This is a genomic window from Microbacterium algeriense (assembly GCF_008868005.1).
Classification (GTDB): domain Bacteria; phylum Actinomycetota; class Actinomycetes; order Actinomycetales; family Microbacteriaceae; genus Microbacterium; species Microbacterium algeriense.
In genome coordinates this window covers 179,161-193,353 of sequence record NZ_WAAO01000001.1, presented here as the reverse complement: position 1 = coordinate 193,353, position 14,193 = coordinate 179,161, and the positions used below count along the sequence as shown (strand labels likewise).

At 70.4% G+C, this 14,193-nt stretch carries 14 protein-coding genes; 4 read left to right on the top strand and 10 right to left on the bottom strand.

What is annotated here, in order from left to right:
- Positions 1-38: 38 nt before the first annotated feature.
- The 5 genes from F6A08_RS00895 to F6A08_RS00875 form a co-directional block, all read right to left on the bottom strand.
- Positions 39-800 (bottom strand): alpha/beta fold hydrolase, encoded by a 762-nt coding sequence (locus F6A08_RS00895; protein WP_151458349.1) that lies wholly within the window; start codon positions 798-800, stop codon positions 39-41.
- A gap of 55 nt (positions 801-855) precedes the next feature.
- Positions 856-3,507, bottom strand: coding sequence for a penicillin acylase family protein (locus tag F6A08_RS00890; RefSeq protein ID WP_151458348.1), 2,652 nt, complete (start codon positions 3,505-3,507; stop codon positions 856-858).
- Between the two features lie 133 nt (positions 3,508-3,640).
- Positions 3,641-5,476, bottom strand: a complete 1,836-nt coding sequence (locus tag F6A08_RS00885) for a YhgE/Pip family protein (RefSeq protein ID WP_151458347.1) — start codon at positions 5,474-5,476, stop codon at positions 3,641-3,643.
- Positions 5,473-6,372: a hypothetical protein gene (locus F6A08_RS17570; protein WP_192576654.1), complete on the bottom strand. Its 900-nt coding sequence runs from the start codon at positions 6,370-6,372 to the stop codon at positions 5,473-5,475. The genes F6A08_RS00885 and F6A08_RS17570 overlap by 4 nt, the downstream gene beginning before the upstream one ends.
- Positions 6,369-7,013 (bottom strand): TetR/AcrR family transcriptional regulator, encoded by a 645-nt coding sequence (locus F6A08_RS00875; protein ID WP_151458346.1) that lies wholly within the window; start codon positions 7,011-7,013, stop codon positions 6,369-6,371. Before F6A08_RS00875 ends, F6A08_RS17570 begins: the two co-directional genes overlap by 4 nt.
- A 185-nt stretch (positions 7,014-7,198) precedes the next feature.
- Between F6A08_RS00875 and F6A08_RS00870 the strand changes: the two genes are divergently transcribed.
- Positions 7,199-7,696 (top strand): FCD domain-containing protein, encoded by a 498-nt coding sequence (locus F6A08_RS00870; protein WP_017201355.1) that lies wholly within the window; start codon positions 7,199-7,201, stop codon positions 7,694-7,696.
- Between the two features lie 43 nt (positions 7,697-7,739).
- On the opposite strand, the gene argG is transcribed toward F6A08_RS00870, so the two are convergent.
- The 3 genes from argG to F6A08_RS00855 are packed head-to-tail and all read right to left on the bottom strand — an operon-like array spanning position 7,740 to position 9,862.
- The gene (gene argG, locus F6A08_RS00865) at positions 7,740-9,185 is read right to left on the bottom strand and encodes an argininosuccinate synthase (RefSeq protein ID WP_017201354.1); all 1,446 of its coding nucleotides are present in this window, start codon (positions 9,183-9,185) and stop codon (positions 7,740-7,742) included.
- Between the two features lie 43 nt (positions 9,186-9,228).
- Positions 9,229-9,645 (bottom strand): PIN domain-containing protein, encoded by a 417-nt coding sequence (locus F6A08_RS00860; protein WP_151458344.1) that lies wholly within the window; start codon positions 9,643-9,645, stop codon positions 9,229-9,231.
- Positions 9,629-9,862 carry an AbrB/MazE/SpoVT family DNA-binding domain-containing protein gene (locus F6A08_RS00855; RefSeq protein WP_026049612.1) on the bottom strand — a complete coding sequence of 78 codons (234 nt, stop codon included), beginning with the start codon at positions 9,860-9,862 and terminating at the stop codon, positions 9,629-9,631. The genes F6A08_RS00860 and F6A08_RS00855 overlap by 17 nt, the downstream gene beginning before the upstream one ends.
- A gap of 165 nt (positions 9,863-10,027) precedes the next feature.
- Here F6A08_RS00855 and F6A08_RS00850 point away from each other — a divergent pair, with 165 nt between their 5' ends.
- Entirely contained in the window at positions 10,028-10,735 is a 708-nt protein-coding gene (locus F6A08_RS00850) for a ZIP family metal transporter (protein ID WP_151458343.1), read from the top strand.
- A gap of 41 nt (positions 10,736-10,776) precedes the next feature.
- On the opposite strand, the gene F6A08_RS00845 is transcribed toward F6A08_RS00850, so the two are convergent.
- Complete coding sequence (locus tag F6A08_RS00845) at positions 10,777-11,199, bottom strand: pyridoxamine 5'-phosphate oxidase family protein (RefSeq protein WP_017201349.1); 423 nt, start codon at positions 11,197-11,199, stop codon at positions 10,777-10,779.
- 80 nt (positions 11,200-11,279) lie between these two features.
- Positions 11,280-11,978 carry a phosphotransferase family protein gene (locus F6A08_RS00840; RefSeq protein WP_151458342.1) on the bottom strand — a complete coding sequence of 233 codons (699 nt, stop codon included), beginning with the start codon at positions 11,976-11,978 and terminating at the stop codon, positions 11,280-11,282.
- A 148-nt stretch (positions 11,979-12,126) separates the two neighbouring features.
- Between F6A08_RS00840 and F6A08_RS00835 the strand changes: the two genes are divergently transcribed.
- Positions 12,127-13,098 (top strand): alpha/beta hydrolase, encoded by a 972-nt coding sequence (locus tag F6A08_RS00835; RefSeq protein WP_151458341.1) that lies wholly within the window; start codon positions 12,127-12,129, stop codon positions 13,096-13,098.
- 90 nt (positions 13,099-13,188) lie between these two features.
- On the top strand, positions 13,189-14,190 hold the full coding sequence (locus F6A08_RS00830; RefSeq protein WP_225855688.1) for a helix-turn-helix domain-containing protein: 1,002 nt from the start codon (positions 13,189-13,191) through the stop codon (positions 14,188-14,190).
- Positions 14,191-14,193 lie beyond the last annotated feature (3 nt).

Genomic DNA, 14,193 nt, shown 5'->3' with positions numbered 1-14,193 from the left:
CGACACGCTTGCCTGACCTGGCGCGGTGCGGGAGCGGATCAGAGCCGGGCGGCGAACTCGTGGATGAGGCGCGCCGCGGGCTCGGAGTCGCTGATGAGCGTGCCGTGTCCGTGGTCGGGGATGACCTCGAGATCGGCTCCGGGGATCGCATCGAGGATCTCCTGGCACCAGCTCATGGGGGCGAGCGGGTCGTCCTCTCCGCGCAGCACCAGCACGGGGCAGTCGATGCGCACGAACGCGTCCTCCGGCTCGTGCACGATGGTCGCCCGCATCTTGCGGAACAGATGCGGGCCGCCGCGGAGGTACTCCCGTGCACCGCGCCAGATGACGAGGGGACGTTCGCCGATGAGGTCGATCAGCAGATACCGTGCCTGGGCCCCGATGTTGCGGGCGGCCTTGTTGACGGTCGGCCCGGCCAGGACGACCCCTTCGACGAGGGACGGTTGCCGGGCGGCGAGCTCAGCCGCGATCTGACTGCCCATCGAGTGGCCGATCACCACGACGGGGCCGGAGTCCACGTGCCTCAGGTAGGCCGCGACCAGGTCGGCGTGCCGCTCCATCGTCAGGGTGCGCGTCGGCTCCGGAGCCTCGCCGAACCCGGGAAGGTCCAGGGCGATCACCCGTCCTTCGAGTCGCTGCACGATGTCGAGGTAGACGCTCCGTCCCATGCCGATCCCGTGCAGCAGCAGGTACGTGTGCGGGCCGTCCCCGAACGTCTCGGCGATCAGCGTGGCGCCGCCGTGCTCGAACTCCAACAGGGTGACCGGGGTGCCCTTCGGGGCGAGATAGCTGGATGGCACGCCTCCACGCTAGCCGAGCATCCTGCGGCGTTCTCTCAGCGAGCCCTACCTGCGTTCAGCCCGCCGGCGTCAGCGTGAGCGTGTCGACGGTCGCGGCCTTCACCGCCTTGTCGGAGAAGGCCCAGGACTTCTGGTCGCCGACCAGCCAGTCCGCGGTCTGGTCGGTGTAGTGCTCGTGGAAGGCGTGTCCGGAGGCTCCGGTGAGGTGATTCCAGGTCGAGGCGTCGAGGTCGGCGAGGTCCACGACCATCCGCATCGACGGGACCGTGGTCGTGGCGTAGGAGGTGCCGAGCTGCCAGCCCGTGGCGTTCACCACGGAGGCGCCCCCGCCCACGGGGAAGGGGCCGCGGTTGAAGAGCGCTTCGATCGGGGCGATCCCCGAGGACCCGAGCGTGTCACTGGTCAGGGTGATCGCGTGCAGGTCGCCCCAGTTCCACCGGGCCGTCGTCGTGCCCTGCACCGCGGCGAGCTCGTCGTACGCCTCCTCGGCTGACAGCGCGAGCACCTCCTCCATGCCGGAGACATCGAGCTGGGCGTTGGTCCACAGCGGATCGGCGGGGTCGTCCAGCAGGTCGCCGACGACGGTGAACAACCGCCCCTGGCCGTCGATGGGGAGCGGCTGATCCCGTTCGGCGAACAGATTCTGCACGAGGTTCGACCACAGCACGTTCGCGTAGGCGGCGGCAGGCGACGAGGCGGTGTTCTGCGCATCCCAGGCGAGCAGCAGGTCCACGGCCTCCTTCGGGCCCGCACCCGAGACGTCGACGTCGGCCATCGCGGAAGCGAGCTGCTTGCCGATCCACATCTCGTCGTCCATCTGGATGTCGCGCATGTCCTGGGCGGTGAGCGGTGCCGCCGCCGAACGACGCTCGAGCAGATCGGCGATGCGCGCCGCGCGGTAGCCGTAGTCCCAGTCGCGCGAGAGGAAGTGGTCGTAGTCGTCGGTCACGATCGCGTTGTTCGCGGTGACGATGTAGCCGGAGCTCGGGTTGTACGCCACCGGGAGCTCCTCGAACGGGATGAAGCCGGTCCAGTCGTAGCTGCTGTCCCACCCTGGCTGGGGCATCCACCCGTCGCCGGCCCCGCGGATCGGCAGGCGACCGGGGGTCTGGTAGCCGATGTTGCCCTCGGTGTCGGCGTAGATCAGGTTCTGCGCCGGGACGTCGAAGAGCGACGCAGCGAGGCGGAAGTCGTCGAAGTCCTGTGCTGTCGACAGGGCGAAGATCGCCGTCGCGGCCGTGCCGGGGTCGAGCGCCGTCCACCGGAGGCTGACCGCGTACTCGGTGTCGTCGTCCCCCGGCGGTGTCGGCGCGGGGGTCCCGTCTTCGGCGGAGAGTGCGGGATCCGGATCATCGGCGATCGCCGTGAAGTCGTCGGTGAGGCCGGAGATGATGGGCCCGTGCACGGTGGAGCGGATGGTGAGGTCGATGTCATCGGCGCCGGCGACCTTGATCGTCTCGGTGGTCTCCACGAGGGGGAGCAGCTGGCCGTCGCGCCAGTAAGAGTCGCCCTCGACCCGCTCGAGATACAGGTCGGTGACGTCGGTCGTGAGGTTCGTGAACCCCCAGGCGATCTTCTGGTTGTGGCCGATCACGATCCCCGGGAGGCCGGAGAACGAGAAGCCGCCCACGTCGAACGGGCAGTCCTCGTCGACCGTCGAGCACTTCAGCTGCACCTGGTACCAGACGGAGGGGAGGGAGGCGCCCAGGTGGGGGTCGTTCGCCAGCAGGGGCATCCCGGATTCGGTCAGGGCTCCCGAGACGACCCACGAGTTCGAGCCGATGCCCTCACCGACGTCTCCCACGAGTGCGCTGGCGGCCTCGATCACGTTCGAGGTCTCCTGCCACTCGATCGTGGTCGACGCCTGCTGCACCTCGCCCTCTGCGTCGGTGGGAGTGTACGCGGCGGGCTCGACGTCCGTGCCGAGCGCGGGCACGGTCGAGATCTTCGGCACGATCACCGGATTCTCGTCGAACGGGTAGTCGGGGTAGAGCTTGCGGAGCAGGTCGGCGGTCGCGGCCGAGTCCTCGCTCCCGCTCAGCTCGGCGGCCAGGAGCGACCGCTCGGTCTCGTTCTCGATGTTCCCGCGGAGGTCCCATGCCATCGCCTTCAACCAGGCGACGGAATCCGCGGGTTCCCAGGGCTCGGGGGCGTAGTCGGGGTTCTGCACACCGAGCACGGCGTACTCGAGTGAGAGCTCTGCGCCCGATCGCGACGCGAGGTACGCGTTGACGCCCGCCGCGTAGGCCTCGTAGTAGCTGAGCGTCGTCTCGTCCATCGCCTCGACCTCGGCCTCGGCGACCTTGCGCCAGCCGAGCGTGCGGAGGAAGGCGTCGGTCCCGGCCTGCGACTCGCCGAACATCTCCGCCACCCGGCCCGCCGTGACGTGACGACGGAAGTCCATCTCGAAGAACCGGTCCTGCGCGTGCACGAAGCCCTCGGCGTAGAAGAGATCGTCGGTGGAGTCGGCGGTGATGGTCGGGATGCCGCGGTCGTCGCGCTGCACCGTCACGGCGGCCTGCAGACCGTCGAGTTCCAGGGAGCCCGCCGTCTGCGGGAACGACCGCTGGATCGTCCAGGTCACGAAGAACGCCGCGGCCACCGCGATCACGACGAGGCCGGCGACCACGAGGAAGGCGATGCGTCCGATGCGGACGCCCAGTGAGGGGCGCGAGGGTGCGGCGGACTCCGGTGAATCGGTCATCATCGTCGAGAACTCTTTCGGGTAGCAGGTGGGACTCAGTCCCACCGAGCCCCAGTGCGCGTTTCAGGGTCGCGCCCTCGCATCATATCCGTCCGAGCGCTCGCCGCGGGTTCATCCTCGACGAGCGCTCGGATCGTCACCCGATCAGGCTCGGCTGCAGGTCGCGCAGCGTCCGGCGGTGGGTCATCCTGGTCACCCCGATCATCGCGAGCAGCAGTGCGCCCGCGAGCCAGGCTCCGAGCACCGCGAGGTCCCAGCCGGCACGCGCGTAGTCTCCGCCGTACATGAGCTGCCGCATCGCGTCGACGACGTATCCGAGGGGGAGCACGTGATGCAGGGCGGCGAGCGGTGCGGGCAGCGTCTGCCACGGGAAGGTGCCGCCCGCCGTGACCAGCTGCAGCACCATGAGCACCAGCCCGAGGAACTGTCCGACCGAGCCGAGCCAGACGTTGAGGGCGAGGATGATCGCGGCGAACGTGGCCGAGGCGAACATCATGACGCCCAGCGTGCCGAGCGGGTGGTCGAACGTGAAGCCGAGGGTGATCGCGAGGATGCCCATCAGCCCGAGCATCTGCACGGCGCCGAGCATCGCGGGCGTCAGCCAGCCGGCCAGCGTGATCCGGATCGGGGAGTGCAGCGCGGTGATCGCACGGCGGGAGATCGGCTTCACGATGAGGAACAGCGCGTAGATGCCGATCCATGCGGACAGGGCCGCGAAGAAGGGGGCGAGTCCGGCGCCGTAGTCCTCAGCGGACGCGACCTTGTCGCTCGACACCTTCACCGGGTCGGAGATCGTGTCGGCCTGCAGCGAGCGCAGCTCGGGCGTGGACGCCGGGATCGCGTCGACGCCGTTCGAGAGACCGTCTCGCAGCTCGGCTGTGCCGGAGGCGAGGGTCGCCAATCCGTCCCGCAGCTGCGCGGCGCCGTCGTTCGCGGCGGAGGCGCCCGAAGCGACCGTTCCCGCGCCGGTCGCGAGGTCGGAGGCGCCGGCGGCGAGGGAGGCCGCGCCGTCGGCCAGCTGATCGACCTTCCCGACGGTGCCCTGCACCTGCGCGTTGCCTTCCTGCAGACGGGTGCCGAGGGGGTCGAGCTTCGCGAGGACCTGATCGATCTCCTCCGGGGTCAGCCCCTGTTCGGTCAGCGCGTTCGCGATGTCGGTGCGCACCTGCGGCAGCGCGTCCGTCGCCTGCTGGACCGCGGAGCCGGCGCGGTCGGCCACATCCGCGAGCTGCCGGTTCCCGGCGCTCACCTGCTGGGCGCCGGATGCGAGCGTCTGCGCACCGGCGGCGAGCTGCGCGGTGCCGTCGGCGAGCTGGGCGGTGCCGTCGGCGAGCGTCGAGCTGCCGGACGCGGCGGATCCGGCGCCGTCGGCGAGCTGCGAAGCCCCGTCCGTCGCGGTGATGAGCTTGTCGCGCACGTCGCTGAGACCCGTGAGCAGGCGCTCGGCCGCCTCGCTGCCGACCATCTCGGCCACGGAGCTGCGGATCTTCTCGACCGCCTGCGTTCCCATCGAGGAGGCGAGGTAGTTGTTCGCGTCGTTGGTCTCCAGCTCGATGCGGGCCTGGTGGGGATCGTCCCCGGCGGCGGAGGTCAGGGCGGCGGAGAAATCGGTCGGGATCGTCACGGTGAAGTCGACCGAGCCCGTGCGCAGGGCCTCGGCGGCTTCCTTCTCCGACATCCGCTGCCAGTCGAACGCGTTGCCCTCGATGAGGTTCTCGGCGACGTCCTCGCCGTAGTTGACGGTGTCGCCGTTGGCCGGCTCGGTGCCCGTGGTCGGGGCGGGGGCACCTTCGTCGTCGACCACGAGCGCCACCGGCACGTCGGGGAACTTGGCATACGGGTCCTGGTTGGCCCAGAGGTAGAGACCGCCGTAGAGGATCGGCACGCAGATCAGCGCGACGAGCGCGAGGATGCCCATCTTGCTCGCGGTGAGGCGCCGCAGTTCCGCGGCGATCATGGCGGGAACCTTCATCGCGCCTCTCTGTTCTCGTCCGTGCGGGGCGCTTCGACAGGCTCAGCGACCCTGGTGTCGGTGGGTCCCGGCGCTTCGACAGGCTCAGCGACCCAGTTCTCGGGTTCCGCCGTTTCGGTGGGTCCCTGAGCTTGTCGAAGGGCGGTGGGTTCGGGCGCTTCGGCAGGCTCAGCGACCCAGTCCTCGGTGGGTTCGGGCGCTTCGGCAGGCTCAGCGACCCAGTCCTCGGTGGGTCCCTGAGCCTGTCGAAGGGGCTCGAGGGCCAGCGGCTCCACGGGTCCGGAGGCGTTGACGGCGTCGAACTCGTGCATCCGCTCCAGGGCGACGGCAGCGGAGCCGCCGACGATCACGAGCATCGCGTAGCCGCGGTCGGCGAACTCGCCGGCGATGCGCCACCAGCCGTCTGGGCTGCCTCCGTGGCGGTCGGGGGAGACCAGGACGACGCCGTCGACCCCTTCGCGCAGGATGGCGAGCTCGCACAGGATGCGGACGCGCGCGGCGGGGTCGATGCTGCCGATCGGCACGGACGCGAGCTCCGCGTAGCCCAGCTGGGCCAGCCAGCGGCGGGCGTGCAGCGGAGTGGCTCCGACCCCGGCGAACATCAGCTCCTCGCCGACGACGCCGGCGAGAGCGATGTCCGGGTGCGGGTCGCTCACGTCGGGGGCATCGACCAGCGCCACTCGGCGCCGCAGAGCTTTGGTGTCGGTGCTGCCGTCGATGCTGACGCGACCGGAGTCGGGGCGCATCCGACCACTGGCGATCAGGCCGAGCACCGTGGGTCGCTGTTCGGTCTCGGCGAGGGCGAACCGAACGGATCCGGTGTGGAACTCCAGCGATGTCAGCGGGAGCGCCTGGCCGTTGCGGCCTTTGCTCACCTCCTGCAGGGCGATCTTCATGCGCGATCCTCCGGTGTGGGTTCGGGTGTCTCGGTGACCGCGCCGAGATCGGGGTGCGCCGCGAGGAGCGTGTCTGCCTCACGCCAGGACAGCCCGGCGATGCTCAGTACCGCGCGCACGGCGAGGTTCGCCGCGCCGCTGCTGGCGGCATCCGTCCGGGAGATGACCGTTCGGGCGATCTCCTCGATCAGGCGCGCGAGAGTCGGTGCGGTGAGGTCGGTGCGGAAGCTGCCGTCGTCCTGCCCGCGTCGGACAAGCCCCGCCACCGTCCGGCGCAGCGGGGCGAGGGCGGTCGCCGTGTGCTCGAGGTGTGCCTCGTCGAGCGCGAGCGCGGCGGCGAGCTGCACGTGAGCGGCCTCCTGCCAGAGGAGGGCGGCCAGACGGGCGAGGGCGAGCCGGGAGTCGGCGTCGTCGATCGAGGCGGCGATGGCGTTGAAGCGCTGCGCGCCGCTCGAGATGAGTTCGCGGATCAGGGCCTCGCGGTCATCGAAGTGGCCGTAGAGGGTGCGGCGGGAGAGGCCGGCACTGCGGGCGATGACATCGATCGAGGCGTAGGGGTCGAGTGCCAGCGTCGCGCGAGCGGCGGACAGGATGCCGGCGCGGTTCTCCACGGCGTCGCGGCGGGGTGCGCGAGTGGTCATGTCCCGATGATACCTATCATGCACAGGTGTGTGCAAGATAACCGTCGGGCTCACAGGATTCCTTGAGCAGGCGAGCTGTAATGTTACGCGTTGCGCACGGCGCAACAGCGAGGTCACGTCGGATCCGCCGACAGAAGCGGCGGGGTCAGGGAGCGTCGACCGAATGGAGTGGTGGGGGGACCGCCTTGGTCGAATGGTATGAACTGGCTCGTCTCAACGCCGTGCCCGGACGGCATCCGAAGCTCGCCGGCGGGCCGCCTGACCTGGACCGCGTCCGGGATGCGGTCGCTCTCTTCGGCGACGTGTGGATCGGATCGGTGCGCCACGCGATGCCGCTCCTCGCCGCGGACGACGTCACGTATCTCGTCGATCTCGCCGAGGATCTGTCCGACGTGGCCGCCGACCGCGACGCCTCCGCCTTCTGTTTCGCGTTGCGCGCGCTCGCGGCGGGCTTCGCGCGCATCGAAGGCAACGTCATGCGCGTCGCCGTGATCGACATCCTGGGACCGCAGATCGGCCGCATCGCGCAGCACACACGCGACGCCCGCGACTGGGACGACAGTCGGAGATGCGCGGATGCCATCGGCGACGCCGTGCGCGAGCGCGACGAGACGCTGACCTGCGCGGCCATCGTGACGCTCGTCGACGACGTGCTTCCCCGGGTCATCGATCACGCCGACTGAGCCGGCTCCCCAGGCGGCCGCTGGTCGCCAGGGGGACGACCGATCAGTCGGTGCCGGAGTCGAACGCCGCGCCCTCGGAGGCCGTGTCCACGGCATCCGCGAGGGTCTCATCCGCTTCGGAGATCGAGCCGTGCACCGATTCGGTGATCTCGGCGGCCTCGCCCGCCGTCACGCGACCGACGAGCTCACCCGTCGCGCCGCCGACGAGGCCGAGGCCCGCGTACTGCTCCAGGCGCGCACGGGAGTCGGCGATGTCGAGGTTGCGCATCGTGAGCTGGCCGATCCGGTCGACCGGACCGAAGGCGGCATCCCCGACGCGCTCCATCGAGAGCTTCTCCGGCCCGTACGACAGGTTGGGGGACACGGTGTCGAGGATGGTCCAGTCATCGCCGCGGCGCAGGCGGATCGTGACGGTTCCGGAGATCGTGAGGCCGACCCAGCGCTGGATCGACTCGCGCAGCATGAGCGACTGCGGCTCGAGCCAGCGTCCCTCGTACATGAGGCGACCGAGGCGGCGACCCTGCTCGTGGTACGTCGCGAGGGTGTCTTCGTTCAGGATGCCGTTGACCAGGCGCTCGTAGGCGATGAACAGCAGCGACATGGCCGGAGCCTCGTAGATGCCGCGCGACTTCGCCTCGATGATGCGGTTCTCGATCTGGTCGCTCATGCCCAGGCCGTGGCGCCCGCCGATCGTGTTGGCCTCCATGACCAGCGCGACCGGGTCGGAGTACTCGACGCCGTTGATCGCGACCGGGCGTCCGCCCTCGAACGTGACGCTGACGTCTTCGGTCTCGATCGCGACCGAGGGGTCCCAGAACTTGACGCCCATGATCGGGTCGACGGTCTCGAGCGAGACGTCGAGGTGCTCGAGCGTCTTCGCCTCGTGCGTCGCGCCCCAGATGTTCGCGTCGGTCGAGTACGCCTTCTCGGCGGAGTCGCGGTACGGGAAGTCGCGGGCGACGAGCCAGTCGCTCATCTCCTTGCGGCCGCCCAGCTCGGTGACGAACTCGGCGTCGAGCCACGGCTTGTAGATCCGCAGGCGGGGGTTGGCGAGCAGACCGTAGCGGTAGAACCGCTCGATGTCGTTGCCCTTGTAGGTGGAGCCGTCGCCCCAGATGTCGACGCCGTCCTCCTTCATGGCGCGCACGAGCATGGTGCCGGTGACCGCGCGGCCGAGGGGCGTCGTGTTGAAGTAGGTCTTGCCGCCGGAGCGGATGTGGAACGCGCCGCAGGAGAGGGCGACGAAGCCCTCCTCGACCAGGGCGGTCTTGCAGTCGATCAGGCGCGACGCCTCGGCGCCGTACTCCAGCGCGCGGCCGGGGATCGAGGCGATGTCGTCTTCGTCGTACTGGCCGAGGTCGCCGGTGTAGGTGAAGGGCACGGCGCCCTTCTCGCGCATCCACGCGACGGCGACGGAGGTGTCGAGTCCTCCGGAGAAGGCGATGCCGACGCGCTCGCCGACGGGCAGGGACTGGAGGACCTTGGACATGACTCCCAGTCTATCCGCGGGCGGCGTGTCGCTTTCTGCCGGATCAGACCAGGACGACGTCGACGCCGAGCGCCGCGTACGTGCCCAGGGCACGACGGTCGCACGTGACGAGGGACGCTCCAGCGGATCGAGCGCACAGCGCGACGAGGCCGTCGTAGACAGCGCCGCCGGAGATCCCCGCTTCGGCGAGGACATCGACAGCGCCGCGTGCCGCTTCGTCCGAGAGGGCGATCGACCGGGGGAACGCCGTTCGTATCGCGCGCGCCGCGGCCGAAGGGGTCAGGCGATTGTCGCCGGGAAGGCGCGTCAGCACCGAGTAGGTCTCCGCGGAGGCGTGTCCGGAGAGACCGAGGACGGCACCCGCGCAGGCGCGACGAACCGCGAGATGGGCCGTGCTGTCTTCGACGAGCAGAGCGACGGCTGCGCTCGTGTCCAGGACGAGGTCAGCGCTGGTCGGCAAGGCGCAGCTCGCGGATGTCGTCGGGGGTGAGCGCGGCGCCGGAGGACGCGATGACGAGGCGCCCATCCTTCTCGATGAGGTTGTCCGGTGCGTCGATCTCGATCCGGATGCCGTTGCCGTCCAGGATCAGGTCGACCGGGCCGGGGATGAGACCGACGCGCTCCCGGAGCGAAGCAGGGATGACGATTCGCCCTGCCTTGTCCATGGTTGCGCGCATGCCACGAGCCTACCATTCGAATGGTAGGCACGGTATAGCACGTATCGATGGCCGCGCTCGGGTCGACGTGCGACGCGCCGAGGGATGCACGACACGACTCCGTCGCCGGGGTCGCGACGGGAGAACGGCGTGAGAGGTGGGAGAGTAGGCGCACGGAGGTCTGACATGGGCGGTGCGATCCTGTGGGGCGCGGTGGCAGCAGCACCGCTGTTCGTCGGTGCCGTGCTCGCCCTGCTGCGGAAGTGGCCGCCGAAGTGGCTCGGCATCGTCCTGGGCTTCGGCGCGGGCGCGCTCATGGCCTCGATCGCCTTCGAGCTGTGGGAGGAGGGGCTGGATCTCGCCGGTCCCATCCCGCTCGTGCTGGGTGTCGCCGCCGGAGCGATCAGCTATTACATCGCCGACCGGATCCTGGACGCGCGCGCCGCGAAGGAGAAGGAGCAGGCCGGCGGAGGTCAGCTCGCCGTGGGCGCGCTGCTCGACGGCATCCCCGAGCAGCTGGTGCTCGGCATCGGCCTCGCCTCCGGCGAACCCGTCAGCATCGCGCTCGTGGTGGCGATCCTGGTGTCGAACCTGCCCGAGTCGATCGGCTCGGCGGCCGACCTGCTCGACGGCGGCATGGCGAAGTCGCGGGTGTTGATGCTGTGGGCCGGGGTCGCGGTGCTGTGCGCGGCGGCCACTGTGGCCGGGTTCGCGCTCGCGAGCGTGACCGGAGATGACTTCCGCTCGGCGTCGAGCGGGTTCGCGGCCGGGGCGCTGCTGGTCATGCTCGTCGACTCGATGGTGCCGGAGGCGCAGTCGAAGGCGAAGGAGTCGACCGGACTCGCGACCGTGCTCGGGTTCGCGCTCGCCGCGGGACTGGCGCTCTCCTCCTGAGCACACGGCTCCGGAGCCCCCGTGACCTCAGCCGGGCGAGGTCACCCCTCGGGGTCGGCGGTCTTCCCTCGGAACGGCTCGCGGCGCACGGCCCGGCCCTCGATGCTCTGGATCGAGAACGACAGGGCCAGGTTCCGGTCCCCGCCAGCCCACGGGTTCACGCGGGCCGCGACATCGCCGGCGTACTCGTCGGGGACGCGCGACAGGGTGCCGTGCATGAGCACGCTCCACGCCGTGTTCCCGAGCGGGTCGTGATAGTCCACCTCGAACGAGACGTCGATCGGTTCGAGCGTCAGGGTGGCCAGCAGCCCGTCGTGCGACGTGCGGAACAGCAGATCGTGCCCGGAGACGGCGAAGTTCACGGGATAGATCTGCACACGCCCGTCATCGACGAATCCGACACGGCCCACCGTCGTCGTGGCCAGCAGATCGTAGGACTGCTGTTCATCGAGCACTCGGATCATTCGCGCGCTCCTTCCCTCTGGCGCCAGTGTACCCAGCGCACCGGCGTCCGGCGATGGGGTCGCCGCCGCGGAGTGCGTCGTCAGATCCGCCCGGCCCGCAGGTCGGCCGTGAGCTCGGCGAGATAGGCGGGAGGTCCGGCTTCCGCGAACCAGAGCCACAACTCGGCCGCATGGATCGGGTACCAGGCGCGAACCCGTACGGGGTCCGCACCGTAGGCGTCGATGAGCGCGTCGGCGGAGAGCGGGTCCTTCCGGCCGGCGCCCCACGCGGCTCTGGACAGCTCGCGCAGAGGATCTCCGACATGCGCGGCCTCCCAGTCCACGACTCCGGTGATGCGACCCTTCACCGACAGCAGGTTCCCGTCTGTCCAGTCGCCGTGGCAGAAGGCGAGTCCCGAAGCGGACGGGATGACCAGCGGCAGGGGCGGGGCGTCGGCGGCGCGGTATCGGCGGATGATCGCCGCGTCGTCGGGTGGCGGCAGCAGTCCGGATGGCGGCTCCGCCTCGTGCAGGCCGCGGAGCAGCTGCGCCGAGGCCCGCAGAGCCTCGCGCCGAGCGACCGGATCCTGGTCGTCGAGGCGCGCCCCCGGAAGCTCCGTCATCAGGATGGTGCCCGGATGCTCTTCGACCAGTTCGGGCACCGGAAGACCGGAGCCGACCAGCGCCTGCAGCGCCCGCACCTCGTTGTCGTGCCGCGCCGGATCCGACAGGCGCTTCTCCACGAGCCGCCTGCCGTCGCGGACGACCGACCGCACCTGACCGACCGCCCCTTGCCGCATCCCGTCATCCTCTCACCGCCCGCCACTCGGCGGACGGGAGGCGCGGAATCGGGCGCGACTGGCGGGTTATCCTCGGTAGCGGCGTGCAGGATGCTGGCGGGAAGCCGCCGTGCTGGCGGCCCAGACACCCGTGGACAAAGGAGTTCCGATGACTGACACGACCCTGGCCCGCCCGCCCTTCGACCCCGAGCTGGAGGCCGCCCTGGCCCTCGTGGGAGACCAGATGCCTTCCACTCTGACGGCGGAGATGATCCCCCTGCTGCGGCAATCGCCGGTCGGGGGAGAGGATGAGATCTTCGCGGCGCTCGAGGAGCGCGGGTTCTCCTACCGCGACGTGTCGATCCCCGGCCACGACGGCGATGAGATCGTCGTCACCGTGATCGAGAAAGAAGGGCGCACGGGGACGGGCCCGGGGTTCTTCCACACGCACGGCGGCGGCATGATCATCGGCAACCGCTGGCTCGGCGTGGTCGGCTTCCTGGACTGGGCTGAGCGTTTCAACGGCGTGATCGTCACGGTGGAGTACCGGCTCGCACCGGAGTTCCCCGATCCGTACCCGGTGGAGGACTGCTACGCCGGCCTCGTCTGGACCGCGGAGCACGCGCATGAGCTGGGCATCGACCTCTCCCGCCTGCTGATCGGCGGCGCGAGTGCCGGGGGCGGGCTCGCGGCGGGCACCGCCCTGCTGGCTCGCGATCGTCGTGGCCCGGAGCTCGTCGGGCAGCTGCTCATCTATCCGATGCTCGATGACCGGGACGAGTCGGTGTCCACCCGCCAGATTGACGGGATCGGGGTATGGGACCGAGGCTCGAACATCACCGGGTGGACGGCGCTGCTGGGCGAGCGCCGGGGGACGGAGAACGTCTCGATCTACGCCGCTCCCGCCCGGGCCACGGACCTGCCCGGACTGCCTCCCGCGTTCATCGACTGCGGCAGCGCCGAGGTGTTCCGCGACGAGGACGTCGCCTATGCCTCGAGACTCTGGGAGGCCGGGGTGCAGGCGGAGCTGCACGTGTGGGCCGGCGGTTTCCACGGCTTCGACATGTTCGCCCCGCACACCGCCGTCGCCCAGGCCATGCTCGCGGCCCGCGACAACTGGATGAACCGCCTGCTCTCCTGACGCGCCCCTCGCTCCACTCCACCCGTCCCATCGACGGGTGGAGTGGGCGGCGACCCCGTAGGGTGGAATCCCCGTGCGATGGAGCCCGACATGCAAGATCTGCTGGGGCGTCTGACCGCCCTCGACCCGGATGCCAGCGAGACGCTCAAAGTCGTCACGTACTTCGACGCCCTCGTCGCCCGATCCGTCGGCGTCGAGAGCATGCTGCGGGGAGCGGCCGTCCTCAGCGGGGCGACCGTCGGCCAGCGCGACGGTGGTCAGGTCATGCGGGTGCGCGCGGACGGCGTGCGCATCGATCCGGCCGAGCCCTCCGTGACGTGGCCGATGCGGGACAGCGGTCCGGCGGCGGTCGTCTGGATCGAACGGGAGGGCACGCCCCACACGAACGACGCCATGATCCTCGAGCGGCTCAGCCTGGCGCTGGGCATCATCCGCGCCCGCCGCTCGATCGGCCCGGAGAGCGCGGTGGAACTCGCCATCAGCTCATACGCCGGAGCGGATGAGCGCGCGGCAGCTCTCCCTCGTCTGCGGCTCTCCACCGGCCCGCTGCGGGTGGTCGCGTCACCGCCGGATCCCGCGCCCCTGCCTCAGTACCCGTCTGCGGTCGTCGCCACCCGCCACGGGCTGACGCGGGCGACGATCCTGGACGCGGGAACGGACGCGCTGCAGGCGTGGCCGGAGCCGGAGCAGCAGCACCTGCGCCTCGGGATCGGGCCGCTCGGCCCGGGCGAACAGCTCCCGGGATCGTGGTCTGCGGCCCTGGTGGCCGTGCGGCTGACCAGCCCGACGGAGCCGGTCGTCGACGCCGCCGACCTCGGCGCCCTTCTGCTCGTCGCGGAGATCGCGGAATCCGGACCGACCCACCCGGATGCTGTGATTCTGGGCGCCCTCGATGATCGCAGTCGCGAGCTTCTCGACGCGGTCGCCGAGGAACGGAGCGTTCGGGCGGCGGCCGCGCGACTCGGACGACATCACTCCAGCGTGCAGGAGCGGCTCACCGTGCTCGCGGAGACCCTCGGCTACGACCCCCGGACATCCCGTGGGCATGCCCGGTACGTGCTGGCCCGGATGCTGCGGAGCCTCGGATCCTGACGC